This is a genomic window from Agrilactobacillus composti DSM 18527 = JCM 14202, assembly GCF_001436375.1.
In the GTDB taxonomy this organism is placed as follows: Bacteria; Bacillota; Bacilli; order Lactobacillales; family Lactobacillaceae; genus Agrilactobacillus; species Agrilactobacillus composti.
Map to the genome: position 1 here is coordinate 1 of NZ_AZGA01000031.1, position 16,929 is coordinate 16,929.

General features: G+C 42.3%; 14 protein-coding genes. 2 read left to right on the forward strand and 12 right to left on the reverse strand.

Annotated features, from left to right (window positions below; translation table 11 throughout):
* Positions 1-79: 79 nt before the first annotated feature.
* The 3 genes from ade to FC83_RS06845 form a co-directional block, all read right to left on the reverse strand.
* The gene (gene ade / locus FC83_RS06835) at positions 80-1,756 is read right to left on the reverse strand and encodes an adenine deaminase (protein ID WP_081763216.1); all 1,677 of its coding nucleotides are present in this window, start codon (positions 1,754-1,756) and stop codon (positions 80-82) included.
* 175 nt (positions 1,757-1,931) lie between these two features.
* Positions 1,932-2,669: an amino acid ABC transporter ATP-binding protein gene (locus FC83_RS06840; protein WP_035455952.1), complete on the reverse strand. Its 738-nt coding sequence runs from the start codon at positions 2,667-2,669 to the stop codon at positions 1,932-1,934.
* Positions 2,666-4,852 carry an amino acid ABC transporter substrate-binding protein/permease gene (locus tag FC83_RS06845; protein WP_057002570.1) on the reverse strand — a complete coding sequence of 729 codons (2,187 nt, stop codon included), beginning with the start codon at positions 4,850-4,852 and terminating at the stop codon, positions 2,666-2,668. Before FC83_RS06845 ends, FC83_RS06840 begins: the two co-directional genes overlap by 4 nt.
* A 247-nt stretch (positions 4,853-5,099) precedes the next feature.
* On the opposite strand from FC83_RS06845, the gene clpP reads away from it, so the two are divergent.
* Positions 5,100-5,687, forward strand: coding sequence for an ATP-dependent Clp endopeptidase proteolytic subunit ClpP (clpP, locus tag FC83_RS06850; protein ID WP_035455951.1), 588 nt, complete (start codon positions 5,100-5,102; stop codon positions 5,685-5,687).
* A gap of 107 nt (positions 5,688-5,794) precedes the next feature.
* On the opposite strand, the gene FC83_RS06855 is transcribed toward clpP, so the two are convergent.
* A complete protein-coding gene (locus tag FC83_RS06855; RefSeq protein ID WP_057002571.1) occupies positions 5,795-6,355 on the reverse strand; it encodes a LysE family translocator in 561 nt (186 codons plus the stop codon).
* 99 nt (positions 6,356-6,454) lie between these two features.
* On the opposite strand from FC83_RS06855, the gene FC83_RS06860 reads away from it, so the two are divergent.
* Positions 6,455-6,856, forward strand: coding sequence for a MarR family winged helix-turn-helix transcriptional regulator (locus tag FC83_RS06860; protein ID WP_035455950.1), 402 nt, complete (start codon positions 6,455-6,457; stop codon positions 6,854-6,856).
* A gap of 48 nt (positions 6,857-6,904) precedes the next feature.
* Here the strand turns inward: FC83_RS06860 and FC83_RS06865 are convergent, their stop codons facing one another.
* The 8 genes from FC83_RS06865 to FC83_RS06900 form a co-directional block, all read right to left on the reverse strand.
* Positions 6,905-7,357, reverse strand: a complete 453-nt coding sequence (locus FC83_RS06865; RefSeq protein ID WP_035455948.1) for a MarR family winged helix-turn-helix transcriptional regulator — start codon at positions 7,355-7,357, stop codon at positions 6,905-6,907.
* A gap of 27 nt (positions 7,358-7,384) precedes the next feature.
* Positions 7,385-8,329: a DNA-binding protein WhiA gene (gene whiA, locus FC83_RS06870; RefSeq protein ID WP_035455946.1), complete on the reverse strand. Its 945-nt coding sequence runs from the start codon at positions 8,327-8,329 to the stop codon at positions 7,385-7,387.
* 4 nt (positions 8,330-8,333) lie between these two features.
* Positions 8,334-9,362: a gluconeogenesis factor YvcK family protein gene (locus FC83_RS06875; RefSeq protein ID WP_035455944.1), complete on the reverse strand. Its 1,029-nt coding sequence runs from the start codon at positions 9,360-9,362 to the stop codon at positions 8,334-8,336.
* Entirely contained in the window at positions 9,359-10,249 is an 891-nt protein-coding gene (gene rapZ, locus FC83_RS06880; RefSeq protein WP_035455942.1) for an RNase adapter RapZ, read from the reverse strand. Before rapZ ends, FC83_RS06875 begins: the two co-directional genes overlap by 4 nt.
* Before the next feature lie 151 nt (positions 10,250-10,400).
* Positions 10,401-10,940: an HdeD family acid-resistance protein gene (locus FC83_RS06885; RefSeq protein ID WP_035455940.1), complete on the reverse strand. Its 540-nt coding sequence runs from the start codon at positions 10,938-10,940 to the stop codon at positions 10,401-10,403.
* A 98-nt stretch (positions 10,941-11,038) separates the two neighbouring features.
* Positions 11,039-13,888 (reverse strand): excinuclease ABC subunit UvrA, encoded by a 2,850-nt coding sequence (gene uvrA / locus FC83_RS06890; RefSeq protein ID WP_057002572.1) that lies wholly within the window; start codon positions 13,886-13,888, stop codon positions 11,039-11,041.
* A 3-nt stretch (positions 13,889-13,891) separates the two neighbouring features.
* Positions 13,892-15,895 (reverse strand): excinuclease ABC subunit UvrB, encoded by a 2,004-nt coding sequence (gene uvrB / locus FC83_RS06895; protein ID WP_035455938.1) that lies wholly within the window; start codon positions 15,893-15,895, stop codon positions 13,892-13,894.
* 100 nt (positions 15,896-15,995) lie between these two features.
* A complete protein-coding gene (locus tag FC83_RS06900; RefSeq protein WP_057002573.1) occupies positions 15,996-16,649 on the reverse strand; it encodes a YfbR-like 5'-deoxynucleotidase in 654 nt (217 codons plus the stop codon).
* Positions 16,650-16,929: the final 280 nt, after the last annotated feature.

Sequence of the window (16,929 nt, forward strand, 5' to 3'; positions counted from 1 at the left end):
TCACACCAGAGAAATTTTTGTTTTTCTCTGGTGCTCTCTAAAGGGATAGTATCACACAAAGGCATAGCGGCTCGTTTATTTATTTGGCATCCACTTTCTGCCCCACTTCAACTGGAATAAAGCTCTGGCTGTTAAAATCATACAGCCCCTGATCAGTTAATTTGATTGTCGGAATGACTGGCAAGGTTAAAAATGACAAGGTGATGAAAGGGTCAAAATCAATTGGCTGGCTAATTCGTTGATAGGCTGCATAAATATGCTGCAGGTCGACACAAGCTTTGGCATAGGGCTTATTAGACATCAATCCGGCAATAACCAATGGCATTGTTGCCAAAACGCCCTGGTCATTGGCTATGGCAATTCCGCCGCCGCAAACTGTTACTGCTTCAATGGCCTGCATGATTGCCCCGTCGCTTGAACCCACGGCAGTTAAGTTATGGGCATCGTGGCCAATGGTTGTGGCAACTGCCCCATTTTGAATTTTGAAGCCATGGACTAAACCTAAGCCAAAACTGCCACTATCATGGTGCCGTTCCACAACAACCATTTTTAAGATGTCTTGGGTCAAATCACTTTGGAAATTCGACGTCGGCTGAATCTCTCGGATTAAATCAAAGGTATCAATATGGTTTGGTTTGACACCGATCACATGAACCTGGGGCGTGGTTAGCGTTAATTTTAGATCACTGGTTTTGAAATGATGATGAACGGTATTTTCGGAAAATTCTATGGGCTTAGTGGTTTGGAGTTGCAGCCACTGGCCTTTTTTCAACACCCGTGTTGGCATTGGCGCATCGATAGCTGACAAAATATTAATATCTGCTTGATAGCCCACGGCCAATGCGCCTAAATGCGTCATATTATGCGCGCTGGCGGCGTTTAGACTAGCCATAGTATAAACCTGTTCAGGCTTTAAGCCCGCGTCTAACGCCAAGCGAATATTGTGATCAATGCTGCCTTCTGCCACCAAGTCCGTAATTAACTTGTCATCGGTACAAAAGGCAAAACTGGCCTCATTTTTCGGCGTGACCGCCCCGATGGTTGCTTTTAAGTCCCGTTCAACAGTACCTTCTCTTAAAAAGACTTTAAAGTGATGGGCCAGTCGTTCTTGAACGTCAGTCACATTTAAGGCCTCATGATCCGTGGTAATCCCGGCTTTTTCATATACTGCCAACTGCTGCGCGGTCAAACCCGCACCGTGGCCATCCGCCACAAAACCGTGGGCCAGCGCATCCGCAATTTTAGCGGTAATATCAGCATCCCCCTTAGCCACGGCAGGATAATCCATCACTTCAGCTAAACCTTTGACTTCTGGATAATGGTAAAGGGGATGCAGCGCTTTAGCATCTAAGGTGGCCCCATTGTGGTCAAAAGGCGTACAGGGCACGCTGGATGGCAACATGACAAAAATATCCAGCGGTGTCTGGCGGCCATCTTGGATCATGTATTCAATACCTTTTGTGCCAATGACATTCGCGATTTCGTGGGGATCGGCAAAGATACTTGTGACGCCGTGGGCTAATAAAACTTTCCCCAGTTCACTAGGTGCCACCATGGCACTTTCCACATGGACGTGGGCGTCAATATAGCCAGGCACTAGGTATTGGCCCTGGGCATCATAAATCTGCAATGCTTCTGCTTCCAAAAAACCCACCGCCACGATTTTACCAGCATCGATCCAGATATCTTTGGTTTCAAATTCCTGGGTAAATACATTTAAAACCTGACCATTTTCAATTTTTAAATCCACAAACACGCCATAACCTCCTATTCGTTTCAAAAGCTAACATTAACTGTTAATTGTGTATAAAACGTTCAGATATTGTTACAAATTATGCGACATGTTGCCTAAAATTACAAGTTCATATTAAAAAAAGATAGCTTGTCGCCCAAACATTTGTCTTGAGCAACAGGCTATCTTTAATTGTAAACTAAACGTTTAATACTTTGTTTAAGAAGTCTTGTAATCTTGGATTTTGCGGATTGCTAAATATTGCATCAGGTTTCCCCTGTTCCAAAATCTTACCGTCATCCACAAAGATGACCCGATCGGCCACTTCTTTGGCAAAGCCCATTTCATGGGTAACCACCACCATGGTCATCCCCTGTTTGGCTAAGTCTTTCATAACTCCCAATACATCTCCAACCATTTCTGGATCAAGGGCTGAAGTTGGTTCATCAAACAGCATCACATCTGGATTCATGGCCAGCGCCCGGGCAATAGCTACCCGCTGTTGTTGGCCACCAGATAATGATTGGACTTTGGCATCAAATTTATCAGCCAAGCCAACGGTTTCCAACAGTTTCTTAGCTTGTGTTTGGGCTTGTTCTTTGGTTTCACCCTTTAATTCTATTGGTGCCAGGGTGATATTCTCAGAAACAGACAAGTTGTTAAATAAATTGAAATGTTGGAACACCATGCCGATATTTTGACGTACTTTATTAATATCAGCCTTAGGATCACTGATATCCACATCATCTACTACAATAGAACCTGAAGATGGCGCTTCGAGGCGATTTAAACACCGGAGCAGTGTACTCTTCCCGGAACCTGATGGGCCGATAATGACCACTACTTCGTTATTTTGAACATCTAAATCGATGCCCTTTAAGACATGGTTCTCACCATAATTCTTTTTTAAGTCTTGAACTTTAATTTTTGAGGTCATGCATCCATTCTCCTTTGTACCCAATTAGACAGCCAAGTCAATAACGTAATAACCGCTAAGTAAATGAAAGCAACGATTGTCCAAACTTTGAAACCTTCCAAGTTACGGGCAATGATAATTTTCCCGGTTTGAGTCAGTTCCAATAAGCCGATAATGGATAGAATAGACGTATCCTTTAAAGTAATAATAAACTGGTTAATAAATGACGGGATCATAATCCGAATCCCTTGGGGCAAGATAACCTTGCGCATAGATTTCCCATATGGTAAGCCTAATGAGCGCGCAGCTTCCATTTGACCTGAATCTACGGCTTCGATACCACCTTTAACAAAGGCAGCAGTATAAGCCCCTTCGTTTAAGGTCAAGGTTACAACCCCGGCGATAAAGGCGGGAATTTTACTACCAGTCAAGCTTGGAATACCGGTATAGATAAACAAGGCTAATACTAGCAATGGCATCCCCCGGAAGATATAAATCAGTGTGCTGGAAACACCCTTCCCAAATTTACTTGGGGCAGCGCCTAATAACCCAACCACGATCCCAAAAATGGTGGCAAAGAAAATTGAAACGATGGTCAACCAAATTGTTTCTTTAAACCCATCCCATAAAGCACCTTTGTTTTGTTTGATCAAGCCCACAAAACTACGATTCTCTGTATCTTGGGTTGCAGCGGGCTTAGCTTTAGCCGTGGCTGATTGTTCATCCTTGCCTAAGTATTTCGCTGTGATCTTATCATACTGGCCGTTAGCCTTTAAGTTGGCTAAACCTGTGTTAAAGGCAGCTAATAAATCAGCATTGACGCCTTTCTTCACGGCAAAACCGTAATCCCCTTTTTCAGCTGGACCAGTAACGATTTTCAACTTAGTACCTTGTTGTATCCCATAACGCATGACTGGTGAATCTTCAAAACAAGCCACTGAATTACCAGTTTCCACGTCTTGATACATGTTATTAGAATCATCGAAAGTAACTGTCTTAAAGCCGTATTTTGCTTTGATGCTGTTGGCATAGTCAGCACCAGCTGTCCCAGTTTTAACAGCAACTTTTTTACCCTTTAATTGCGTTAATTTCGTAACTTTACTATCTTTCGCCACAGCCATAACGACCCCAGATTGGAAATATGGGGATGAGAAGTCAAACTTCGCCTTCCGTTCATTGGTGATGGACATCCCGGCAATCACCCCATCAATTTGCCCAGAATCCAAAGCTTGGACAGCGGCGTTAAAGCCTAGTGGTTTCACGTCGACTTTGAAACCTTGATTTTCAGCAATGGCATTCAACAGATCAATATCGATACCCACATATTGATTTTGATCATTGGCAAATTCAAACGGCGGAAAAGTAACGTCGGTCCCAATGGTAAAGGTCTTGTCCGCAACTTTAGGATTCTTCTTAGTACTTGCTGAACTTGTTGTACTTGATGTACCTAAGTATTTTTGAACAATTTTATCATATGTGCCATTAGCTTTAATTTTCTTGAAGCCGGCATTGAACTTAGCTAATAGTGCCTTATTTTTACCTTTTTGAACGGCAAATCCATAATTCCCATTATTAGCAGGTTTTGTAACGATCTTTAAGTCTAAGCCTTGGGCAACCCCATATTGCATCACGGGTTGATCTTCAAAACAGGCAACGGAATTACCGGTCGTTACATCTTCATACATATTATTGGAATCATCAAAAGTGACAGTTTGAAAGCCATATTTATCCTTGATGCTATTGGCATACGTTGCCGCTGCTGTCCCGGTTTTTAACGCCACTTTTTTGCCCTTTAATTGTGAAAAGCCCTTGATGTTGCTGTCTTTTTTAACAGCCATGACGACCCCAGTTTTATAATAAGGGGTCCCAAAATCAAACTTTGCCTGCCGTGCCGGGGTAATTGTCATCCCCGCAATAACCCCATCTATTTGACTGGCTTCTAGCGCCTGTACCGCTGCGTTAAAACCTAAAGGCTTAATATTGACTTTAAAGCCCTCTTCTTTAGCCACAGCGTTCATAATATCGATATCGATACCCACATATTTGTTTTGATCATTGGCAAATTCAAATGGTGGATAAGTCACATCCGTCCCAATTTGGTATGTCTTCTCGGCAGCTTGTGCCGTATGATTTGGTAGCATGACACCTAAGAATCCAAGCAAACATGCTACAAGACCAAGTGATCTAATTAGCCACTTCTTCATAATGAACCTCCTAATTTCCTATATGTCATAAAACATGACAAACAAACCTTATCTATCATATCAAAGTTTTTCAGAAAAGTATATGATTTTCCGCCAAGAACTCTCATGACTTCTTAATGCACTGCTTTTTAAGGCGCTAAAAAAGTTGGAATAAATCAAGCGTTTCAGTTGACCTTACGCTCACACTATGGTAAATTTAGCACTGTACTAATTAGAGTGCTAAATTTAAATATTAGGAGGTTCGTTTATGCTTGTACCTACAGTAATTGAACAATCTGCAAGAGGCGAACGAGCTTATGACATTTACTCTCGTCTATTAAAAGATCGCATTATCATGCTTTCTGGCGAAGTAAACGATCAAATGGCCAATTCCATCATCGCGCAATTGCTCTTCTTGGATGCTCAAGATTCCGAAAAAGACATTTATATCTATATCAACTCACCTGGTGGTGTTATTACATCTGGCTTAGCAATCTTGGATACAATGAATTTTGTTAAAGCAGATGTTCAAACCATCGCACTAGGCATGGCTGCTTCAATGGCCAGTGTATTATTAGCAGGTGGTACTAAGGGTAAACGGTTTGCGTTACCACACGCAACTGTCTTAATTCACCAACCTTCTGGTGGTGCGCAAGGTCAACAAACTGAGATTGAAATTGCAGCAGAAGAAATTCTGAAGACTAGAAAGAGAATGAATCAAATTTTAGCCGATGCAACTGGTCAACCTGTTGAAGTTATCCAAAAGGATACTGAACGTGATAATTACTTGGATGCTGAACAAGCCAAGGCTTATGGTTTGATCGATAAAATCATGACCAGCCAACCTACAAAATAATAAGTGTTTAACCTGATTGCTTATCAGGTTAACATCTATGGCCCATTTTAATAGACCGCTGACAAACTTCAAATTTGTCAGCGGTCTATTTTTTTGACGTCAATTAACTAGCGCCAAATATCATAGGCACTAAAAAGCAATAGCAAGGCAACTAAGGTGTTGAAAAGGCGATAGTGGGCCACATAGTAGCGTTGCAGCACTTTGCCCACGAAGGTCCAAGCAAAAGTACCAATGCTGCCTATTAAAATCATCAGCAAATATTTCATGGGTTGTTGGCCCCATAACCCGGCATAGCCAAAAGCGCTTAAACCGGTGATGAAATATAGGTAGACTTTAATATTGGTCGTTTGCAGCAGTGCCCCAGCCAACACTGGCCGCTTGAGCCGAGTGGTGGTTTGATCTGGTTTAGCCCGCAGCATTTCATAGGCCAAATACAGCAAATAAGCAGAGCCTATTAGCTTTAAGCCACGGATCACTGAGGCATATTGTTGAAAAATCGTGGCAAAAAACGCCGCTACCCCGCCCACAATGATCAAACCCATAAAAATCCCTAAATTAAAAGGAATCGCCTTTCTAAAACCATGCTGTTGGCCCTCACCCATAGCCATGATAGTATTTGGCCCCGGTGTAAAAGACATCACAACCGTAAATATCAAAAATCCACTCATATTTCCCCCACCTTTTTATTGCATTTGCAATTATATTATTTTTTTAATCATAACATGATATAATTGTATTTACAATAATAAAATTGGGAGGTCCCCCTCATGTTCACCATCATTCGCCGTATCGGTGCCATTACCCGCTTAATTGAAATCGATTCAAACCAGCACTTTAAACCTTTGAAATTAAATAATGATCTATTTATCTATATTATTCGGGCTGTGGAACAGCCAGGCATGTTTTTGGCCCAACTAGCTGACGCCGTTCAAATTGATCGTACTACTAGTTTCCGAACGGTTAAGAGCCTGGTCAAACGGGGTTATTTAACGTTGAAAAACGATCCGGATAACTTAAAAATCAAGCGGGTCTACCCCACCGAAAAAGCCCAGGCTATTTATCCAACACTCCACGCTTACGAAGTTGAGAAATCTCAGCACTTATTAGCCCAACTTTCAAAAGCAGAACAAGCAACGTTAGCGCAATTGCTGCAAAAATTACAAGTTTAGGCCAAAAAAATAAGGCTGTTGGTCCACAGCCTTACGCTAAATTCGCGTTTAAAATACCTTGGCATCTTCTGAAACTTCATTCAAGCGATTTTGTAAACTCTCCACGTCATTTTTAATTTGGAGGTAGCTATCTTCTGACAAGCCAATGGCCTCTACACAAGAACCCACATGGGCATAAACTTGTTCTTTCATATCCTGGGCTTTGGCTGTTAAAGAGACCTCCAAACGCCGCTCGTCTACTTTAGAACGTTTGCGGCTGACCCAATCATCTTTTTCCAAGCGTTTTAAAAGCGGCGTCAGTGTGCCACTATCTAGGCCCACCTTTTGGCCTAACGCTTTAACTGACGTACTGCCCTGTTCCCAAAGCACCAATAAAACAATATATTGCGAATACGTTAGATGAAATGGTTCTAGCGCTTTGGCATAAAAATGATTGAATACTTTATGGGCTTGATAAATTGAAAAACATAGCTGTTGATCCAATAAAATTGGTTTGACCATGACATAACCTTCTTTCTTAATTAGTGCTCAGGCTAAGGTTTGACGCTTTTGTTCAGCAAGCTGCGTGAGTTTTCTAAGGCGATGATTAATGCCTGATTTAGAAATCGGGCCACTGGGAACGATTTCTGCCAGCTCCTTCAAGGACATTTCTGGATTATCAAAGCGTAGCTGGGCAATTTCCCGTAATTTAGGGGGAATGTTGTCAAAGCCCACTTCATCTTTTAAATACTGGATATTCTCCAGTTGCCGGGTGGCCGCATCGATGGTCTTATTTAAATTCGCCGTCTCACAATTCACCAAGCGATTCACGGAATTGCGCATATCCCGCACGATCCGCACGTCTTCAAAGGACAACATTGATTTAGTTGCCCCCACAACTTGTAAGAAGTCAGAAATCTTTTCAGCCTCTTTAATATAGGCAATATAACCATTGCGTCTGACAGTGGATTTAGCATGCAACCCAAAATGGTTCATCATTTTCACAATATGGGCATTATGATCTTCATGCATGGAATAAATCTCCAAATGGTAACGGCTTTTCTCCGGACTGTTCACAGAACCCCCGGCCAAAAAAGCCCCCCGTAGATAAGAACGCATCCGCTGTTCTGAATTTAATATTTTCTCAGGGACAGCGGTGTTGATCATCCAACTGCCCTCTGAAATAATACTTAAATCCTTTAAAATCCGTTCACTTTGCTGCAATAAACGCACCAAATATAAATTATTCTTTTTAAGTTTCATTTTGCGTTGAACTGATAAACTAGCTTCGACTTGATAGAGTTGCTTAATCAAGGAATACATGCGCCGGGCAATCGCCGGATTTTCCGTTTGGACCACTAATAAAAAGTGATGATCCACCAAATCCAAGGAGCCATTCATCCGAATCAACGCCGCTAATTCAGCGCGAGCATGTTCTGGATGAACTTCTAAGCTAGTCAACTCTTTTTTTACTTGGCTGGCGTATGAGGCCATTTTATCACCTTCTCTTACGTGTACCCTTTTGTAGCGCTAAGTTAATAATTTCTGCGGCAACTTTGTCACCATTATGAAATACCCCATGGTCATGCAAATCCAAGAAGTTGTCAGAAATTACATTACAGCCTAACGCCCGTAAACCTGCAAAATCAGGTTTTACTTGGTACAAATATTCATCATATTTTTGATGATCTAAATAGTCATCAGGTACTTTTTGGGTGTTCACTAACACCGTATTGACGAAATTACCACCCAGGTGCTGATCCAATACCCGCACATGGTCGGCATCTGTGAAATGTTCAGTTTCACCTAATTGGGTCATGATATTACAGTTATAGATGACTTCCGCTTTGGTTGTCCGCACAGCTTCCCCAAGATTTTCAATCATCAAATTGGGCAAAATACTGGTGAATAACGACCCTGGGCCTAAGACCACCACATCGGCTTCTTGAATAGCTTGAATCACCGGTGCCACAGCTTCAGGGGTTTTATTCTGATCATCGGTATTGGTGATCCAAACCCGTTTCACCCGCTTGCCAGCATGGGTGATCTCAGTTTCACCTGAAATTTGACTGCCATCTGTGAATTCCGCATTTAAGGTCAACGGTTCATTAGATGCCGGGAAAACGTGGCCGTCAACTTTCATCATTTTCGATAACTTCTGCACGGCATCAAAAATATTGTCTTCCATTTCAGATAATGCCGCAATAATTAAATTACCAATGGCATGGCCAGCGAAAAAGGAATCATTGCCATTAAATCGATATTGAAAAACATTCAAAAAGTCTGCGGGCATATCCGACAAGGCCACCAGCACATTGCGAATATCACCTGGTGGCACCACGTTGATGTAGTTGCGAATGGCGCCAGAAGAACCGCCGTCATCGGCCACCGTCACAATCGCTGTGATGGCGGCATTTTTATCTCTGAGACTATTCAAGATGACCGGTAACCCGGTCCCCCCACCAATAACCACGATTTTAGGACGGCGGCCCTTGATGACCCGAATAATCTTGTTGCCATAACTCATGAGCGATTCACCGTTTCCTTTCGCTTATCCAAGTCGCGATGGGTCACATCAACAGGATAATCTTGCTTTAAATCATCTGCTAGCCGTTGGGCAATAGCCACTGAGCGGTGTTGGCCACCGGTACAGCCAATGGCAATGGTCATGCTGGTTTTACCTTCTTTTTCATAGCCGGGCATGATCAATTGCATTAATCCCAGAAAACGGGAATAGAACTCTTCTGTGGTTGGTTGTTTCATCACGTAGTCATACACTGGCTTGTCTAACCCGGTTTTGTTCCGATATGCCGGTACATAATATGGATTTGGTAAAAAGCGCACATCCATGACAATATCTGCGTCAATGGGCACCCCATACTTAAAGCCAAAGGACATGACCTCAATATGAAATACCGGATTATCGTTGGCCGAGAAGTTATCAAAAATCTCTTCTCGTAATTCTCGCGGCGATAAATTAGAGGTGTCAATAACTAACTGTGCTCTAGATTTCATTTCCGCCAGTAATTCCCGTTCTTTTTCAATGCCATCCATCAAACGGCCTTCCATAGCTAAGGGATGAGACCGTCTAGTTTCTTTATACCGGGATACTAGTTCTTCATTAGATGCATCTAGGAAAAGAATTTTCGTGGATACAAAGTTGGAGTTGTCTAAATTAGATAACATACTGATAATTTCATCGTAAAATGCCCGGGATCTTAAATCAATGACTAAGGCAATCTTAGTGATTTTCCCTGATTCCTTGAGCATTTCCCAAAATTTTGGTAACAGGCTTGGCGGCATATTGTCCACACAAAAATAACCCAAGTCTTCAAAACTCTGCATGGCGACAGTTTTACCTGCGCCACTCATGCCTGTAATAATGACCAAACTCAACATCTCTGGCTTGCTCATAATCCGCCCCCGTTCAAAGTTAAATTGTTTACGTTTAATTTGATACTCAGTTAATTATAACACACCCGGGTTGTTGTGAATACCAGCGACCAAATCAGGTGAAATCAAAAAAATAGAGCTGTCAAAAATCGACAACTCGTATCGTATAAGTTTAAGAACGACGGGCAATAGCTACGATCACGTTATTAATCCCAATGATCATGAAGAACCAGCTGATCAAAAAGATCATGGTAAAGGCCGCATACATTGGCCGCAATAGCATCAGCACACCCACAACCAAGGCTAAAACGTCAAAAACAATGGCTAAGATAAACCAAATATTGCCAAAGTGCCGGAGATGAGCACTGGTCACTAAACCAACGGCAGCATCAATAATAAACCAAATCGCAAACAAATAGGAAATGGTTAAGCCACCTAAACCAGCATTAAACAAAAAAATCAGGCCAATGACGATGTCCAAAATACCGGAAAACACCAGGGACCAGCTGGCTGGCATGATACTTTTGAACTTTGTATAACTACTCAAACTAACAATGCCCCGCATAATGGCAATCAACGCGGCAAAGACCACTAAACTACCTAAAGCAACTGCTGGTTTTCTGAAGAAGTAAATGGCCAAGACGATAAACAAGACCCCACTTAAAAATTCGCCCCAATCAAAACCCCGTTGAAAATTATCTCGATTAAACAATAACGATACACTCTCCTTTTAGACAATATAAAAAGCAATAAAAAAATGCCACAACTTAATCATAGAAGTTGTGGCAGTGAAATGCAAAATTAAGCTGTTTATTTAACCGTGGTAACTTGATAATGGCCCTTTGCTAATACTGGCTTGAGGTATTGACCAGTATAGCTTTTGGCAACTTTAGCAATGTGTTCTGGTGTGCCGGTAGCCACGACTTGGCCGCCCCGATCGCCGCCTTCAGGTCCCAAATCGATCAAATAGTCGGCATCTTTGATAACATCTAAATTATGTTCAATTACCAAAACTGTATTGCCCTCATCTACTAATTGATTCAAAACATTTAATAAACGTTTGATATCATCTGTATGCAGACCCGTCGTTGGTTCATCTAGAATATAGAAATTATTACCAGTAGACGTCTTGTGCAACTCGGCGGCTAGCTTCATCCGTTGAGCTTCCCCACCGGATAACGTGGTAGCTGATTGACCTAGGGTGATATAACCTAGACCAACGCTGACGATGGTTTCTAGCTTCCGGCGAATTTTAGGAATGGCTTCAAAGAATTTCAAGGCTTCATCCACAGTCATGTCCAATACGTCGGAAATATTTTTGCCTTTATAGGTGACCTCTAAGGTTTCAGAGTTATAACGCTTGCCATGACAAACTTCACAAGGGACATAGACATCTGGTAAGAAGTTCATTTCAATCTTCATGATGCCATCCCCCTTACAGTTTTCACAGCGGCCGCCCTTTACATTAAAGGAGAAGCGGCCTTTGGCGTACCCTCTGGTCTTAGCCTCATTGGTCTGGGCAAACAAATCTCGAATATTGTCAAATACCCCCGTATACGTTGCGGGATTGCTACGTGGTGTCCGGCCGATGGGGCTTTGGTCAATGCTCACGAGTTTATCAATATTTTGATAGCCATAAATACGCTTGTATTTCCCCGGCTTATCAGAGTTATTGTTTAATTTTTGGGCTAACGCCTTTTTCAAAATCATATTGACTAACGTTGACTTACCAGACCCAGAAACCCCGGTGACGGCAATGAATTCACCCAAGGGAAAGTCTACACTGATAGCCTTCAGATTATTCTCAGCGGCGCCGGTGACCCGGATCTTTTTACCGTTCCCTTTACGGCGCTTTTCTGGGATCGGAATATATTTCTTCCCAGCTAAATACTGGCCGGTCAAAGACTTGGGATTTTTAGCCACTTCACTAGGCGTACCGGCAGCCATAATATGACCACCCTTATCCCCAGCACCCGGGCCCACATCGATCAAATAATCCGCAGCCCGCATAGTGTCTTCGTCATGTTCTACCACAATCAACGTATTGCCCAGATCCCGCATTTTCTTTAAGGAACTGATCAAGCGGTCATTATCCCGTTGATGCAACCCAATAGAAGGCTCGTCTAAAATATACAATACTCCAGATAAATTGGACCCAATTTGCGTGGCCAAACGAATCCGTTGGGCTTCCCCGCCAGATAGGGTCCCGGCCGAACGAGATAGGGTCAAATAATCTAAGCCGACGTTATTTAAGAAGGTCAAACGATCCCGGACTTCTTTCAAGATAGGTTTAGCAATAACGGCTGACTGTTCTGAAAAATCAAGATTTTGAAAGAAAGGCAGCGCGTTTTTAATGGATAAATTAGAAACTTCCGCAATATCTTCACCGCCAACTTTGACGGATAGGGCTTGGCGATTCAAGCGCTTGCCATGACAAGTTTGGCAGGTTAATTCCCGCATATAAGTCCGCATGACTTCCCGGGTAAAATCACTATTGGTTTCATGATAACGGCGATCCACATTCGGGACTACACCTTCAAAGGGGGCATCCACATCCCGTACATTGCCAAAATCACTTTGATAGTGAAAATGAAAAGTCTTGCCATTAGACCCATATAGGACAACTTGTTGTTGCTTTTTAGTTAGATTCTTAAAGGGCTTGTCCATTGGAATCTTGAACTGTTCACAAGCCTGCTCTAACATGCTGGGATAGTATTGGGAACTAATGGGATTCCAAGGCGCCAGCGCTCCTTGGGCCAAGGTTTTATCCGTGTCAGGCACCACTAAGTCCATATCGACTTCTAGTTTCATTCCTAACCCATCACAATCCGGACAAGCACCAAAAGGCGCGTTAAAAGAAAACAGACGGGGTTCTAATACCCCAACTGTAAAACCACAAATCGGACAAGCATAGTGTTCTGAAAAAATCAGAGGTTCCCCGTCAATTACATCAATGTTGGCATAGCCATCACTCAGCCGCAATGCTGATTCTAAAGAATCAAATAGCCGTGAACGAATGCCATCTTTGATCACCAAACGGTCAATGACAATATCAATATCATGCTTTAAGTTTTTATCCAACTCAAAGTCTTCACTGACATCATGGACTTCGCCATCTACACGGACCCGCACGTAACCTTCTTTTTGGATACGGGCGAATTCTTTTTTATGTTGACCCTTTTTTTGCCGCACAACCGGTGACAAAATTTGGATCCGGGTCTTTTCAGGCAAAGTCAACGTTTTATTTACCATCTGATCCACCGACTGGCTGGTGATAGGCGTGCCGTCATTAGGACAAATTGGTTCGCCAACTCTGGCCCACAGCAGCCGCAGATAATCATTGATCTCCGTTACCGTCCCTACGGTTGAACGGGGATTTTTAGAGGTTGTTTTTTGATCAATGGAAATTGCTGGGCTCAACCCTTCAATTGAATCCACATCTGGTTTGTCCATTTGCCCCAAAAACTGTCGGGCATAAGATGACAAACTCTCCACATAACGGCGCTGACCTTCGGCATAAAGTGTATCAAAAGCCAATGAACTCTTACCAGAGCCGGACAAGCCGGTAACCACCACTAATTTATCCCGGGGGATGGTCACGTTAATATTTTTTAAGTTATGGGCCCGGGCACCGCGAATCACAATTTTATCGTTTGCCATAAATTACTCCACTTCTGCTTTTAAGTCCAAAATCGTATCCCGCAATGTGGCAGCTTGCTCGAAATCTAATTTCTTGGCAGCAGTTTCCATTTGTTCGGTCATACGGTTAATTAATTCTTTCTTTTCCTTCTTCGTCATGTTTTCAAAATCTAAGTCTTCGGCGACTTTATTTTCTTCTTCATGATCCACGGATTTAACCAACGAAATCGCATCTCGAATTGGCTTCACAATAGTAGTAGGTGTCACATGATGTTTTTCATTAAAAGCTTCTTGCACATCTCGACGATGTTGAGTCTTGTCGATGGCAACGCGCATAGAATCGGTGATCCGATCCGCGTACATGATCACTTGCCCATTCTCATTTCTAGAAGCCCGCCCAATGATCTGGATCAAAGAACGTTCTGCTCTTAAGAAGCCTTCTTTATCCGCATCCAAAATAGCAATTAAAGACACCTCTGGGACATCTATCCCTTCTCTTAATAAGTTGATCCCTACTAGCACATCAAACTTACCTAAGCGCAAATCTCGAATGATTTGCGTTCGTTCCAAGGTCTTGATGTCACTATGCAAGTACTTGACCCGAATGCCCAATTCCTTCAGATAGTCCGTTAAATCCTCAGCCATTTTTTTAGTCAGAGTAGTGACAAAAACTCGTTCGTGACGTTCCACGCGCTTATTGATTTCCCCCACAAGGTCATCAATTTGACCCATAATCGGCCGCACCTCAATTTTAGGATCTAACAAACCGGTTGGTCGAATAATTTGTTGAACCACATGATTGGTCCGGTCCAGTTCATAAGGCCCTGGGGTAGCTGATACATAGAGAATTTGATGAACATGTTCTTCAAACTCCGCTAGCGTTAACGGCCGATTATCCAAGGCGCTGGGAAGTCTAAAGCCATAATCCACTAACATTTGTTTCCGGGCCCGATCCCCATTGTACATCCCCCGAATTTGGGGCATGGTCACGTGGGATTCATCAATCATAATATTAAAGTCATCTGGGAAAAAATCCAATAACGTATAAGGTGGTTCACCTTCTGCCCGGCCTTCCATGTGCCGAGAATAATTTTCAATCCCTGAGGTGTAGCCCATTTCTTGCATCATTTCAATATCATAAGTGGTCCGTTGCTGTAGTCGTTGCGCTTCTAGCAACTTGCCTTCATCATTTAATTCTTTTAATCGTGTTTTAAGTTCAGCTTGAATGCGGACAATAGCGGCATCCATCTGTTCGTCATTGGTCATAAAGTGGGTGGCCGGGAAAATTGAAACTTGTTCTCTTTCCCCAATCACTTCACCAGTTAAGGCATCCACTTCCACAATACGATCAATTTCATCGCCAAAGAATTCTATTCGAAAAGCGTGGTCATTTCTAGAAGCAGGAAAAATTTCCACAACATCTCCCCGAACTCTAAAACGACCCCGTTGAAAATCGATATCGTTGCGATCAAATTGCAAATTAACTAATTGCCGCAATAACTTATTCCGATCCATAGTCATGCCCGTACGCAATGATAAGACTGAAGCGCGATATTCATTGGGATCCCCTAAACCGAAGATACAAGATACCGAGGCCACCACAATAACGTCGTTACGTTCCAATAAAGCACTGGTAGCCGCATGGCGCAACTGATCGATTTCATCATTGATGCTAGAATCTTTTTCAATGTACGTATCACTGGAAGGTACATAGGCTTCAGGTTGGTAATAATCATAGTAACTGACAAAGTACTCAACGGCGTTTTTGGGGAAAAATTCTTTAAATTCACCATAGAGTTGTCCTGCCAGCGTTTTATTATGGGAAATAATTAATGTGGGTTTATTTAAATTTGCGATAATATTGGCCATGGTAAAGGTTTTCCCAGTCCCAGTGGCCCCTTCAAGAATTTGTTCTTTGACACCAGTTTTAAAACCAGTGGTCAATTTATCAATCGCTTGGCCCTGATCCCCTGCTGGGGCATAGTTGGACACAAGTTCGAATTTTCGATCTGTTTGTCGTTCAATCATCTTTTAACCTCCAAGTAAAACCAAACAAAAAAAGTTACACTTGTTAAACTTAGAAACAATTGCAACTTTATATTGTAACATAATGACGCTATCTGCCAAATTATTTTGTTTGTTTATTTTTATTTGCTGCCAATATTTCCCGGGTAATCTGGGTCAACAACACCCGATCACTAAAATCTTCATTTAATAATTCCGGCAACATTTCCTTAATAAAGTAACGCGTGGAAGCCAGCTCGTCAAATTGAATAATTGTGGACAAACTTTCTCTAAAAATCTCTGTATACACGTGTTCCGGATTACCCTTTTGAATTTCACCAAAGGATTCATACAATAAATCAATTTTATCAGCCACCGACAAAATCTTACCCTCTAAGGTGTCATCCTTACCCTCAGATAAGCGCCGCCGGTATCTGGCTTGTAAATGCTCTGGAATTTCATTTTGAATAAAGTTATCCGTCATATGAGCCTCGACTTGTGCCAACCGTTGCCGCAAATCTGAAGTAGCATATTTGACAGGTGTTTTAATATCTCCGATAAACCGTTCTGTGTAGTCATGGTTGAGGGCTTTTTCGTAAACCATTTGCCAATTGACTTTCTGGCCAGCATCCTCTTCAATATCTGCTAACAGCTGGGCTATCTCAGTCACTCTAAAGGAATGCGCAGCCACAGAATGTTCTTGATACTTAAAGAATCCTGGTGCCCGCTTCAACATTTCCAAATCATTTAACCCTTGAATAAATTGATGCATTCCCATCATGACCACCCCTTCAAATTAATTCACGTGTTTTCAATCAGCAACATATATTTAAATTGCCTTCAATCGTAACATAACTTCACGAAATTTCAAAGCACCCACGTGTCCAAAAAAACTGCGCCCCAGACCTCTAAGGTCCGGCTGCGCAGGTTTTATTATTGGTTAATTATTGAGCCATAAACTCATTTAATGCGGTCTCAAAGGCAGCCAATTTTGCTTCAGCAGCCTTTTCAGATTCAGCTTGGGTCCCCACATAGAATTTGATCTTAGGTTCCGTCCC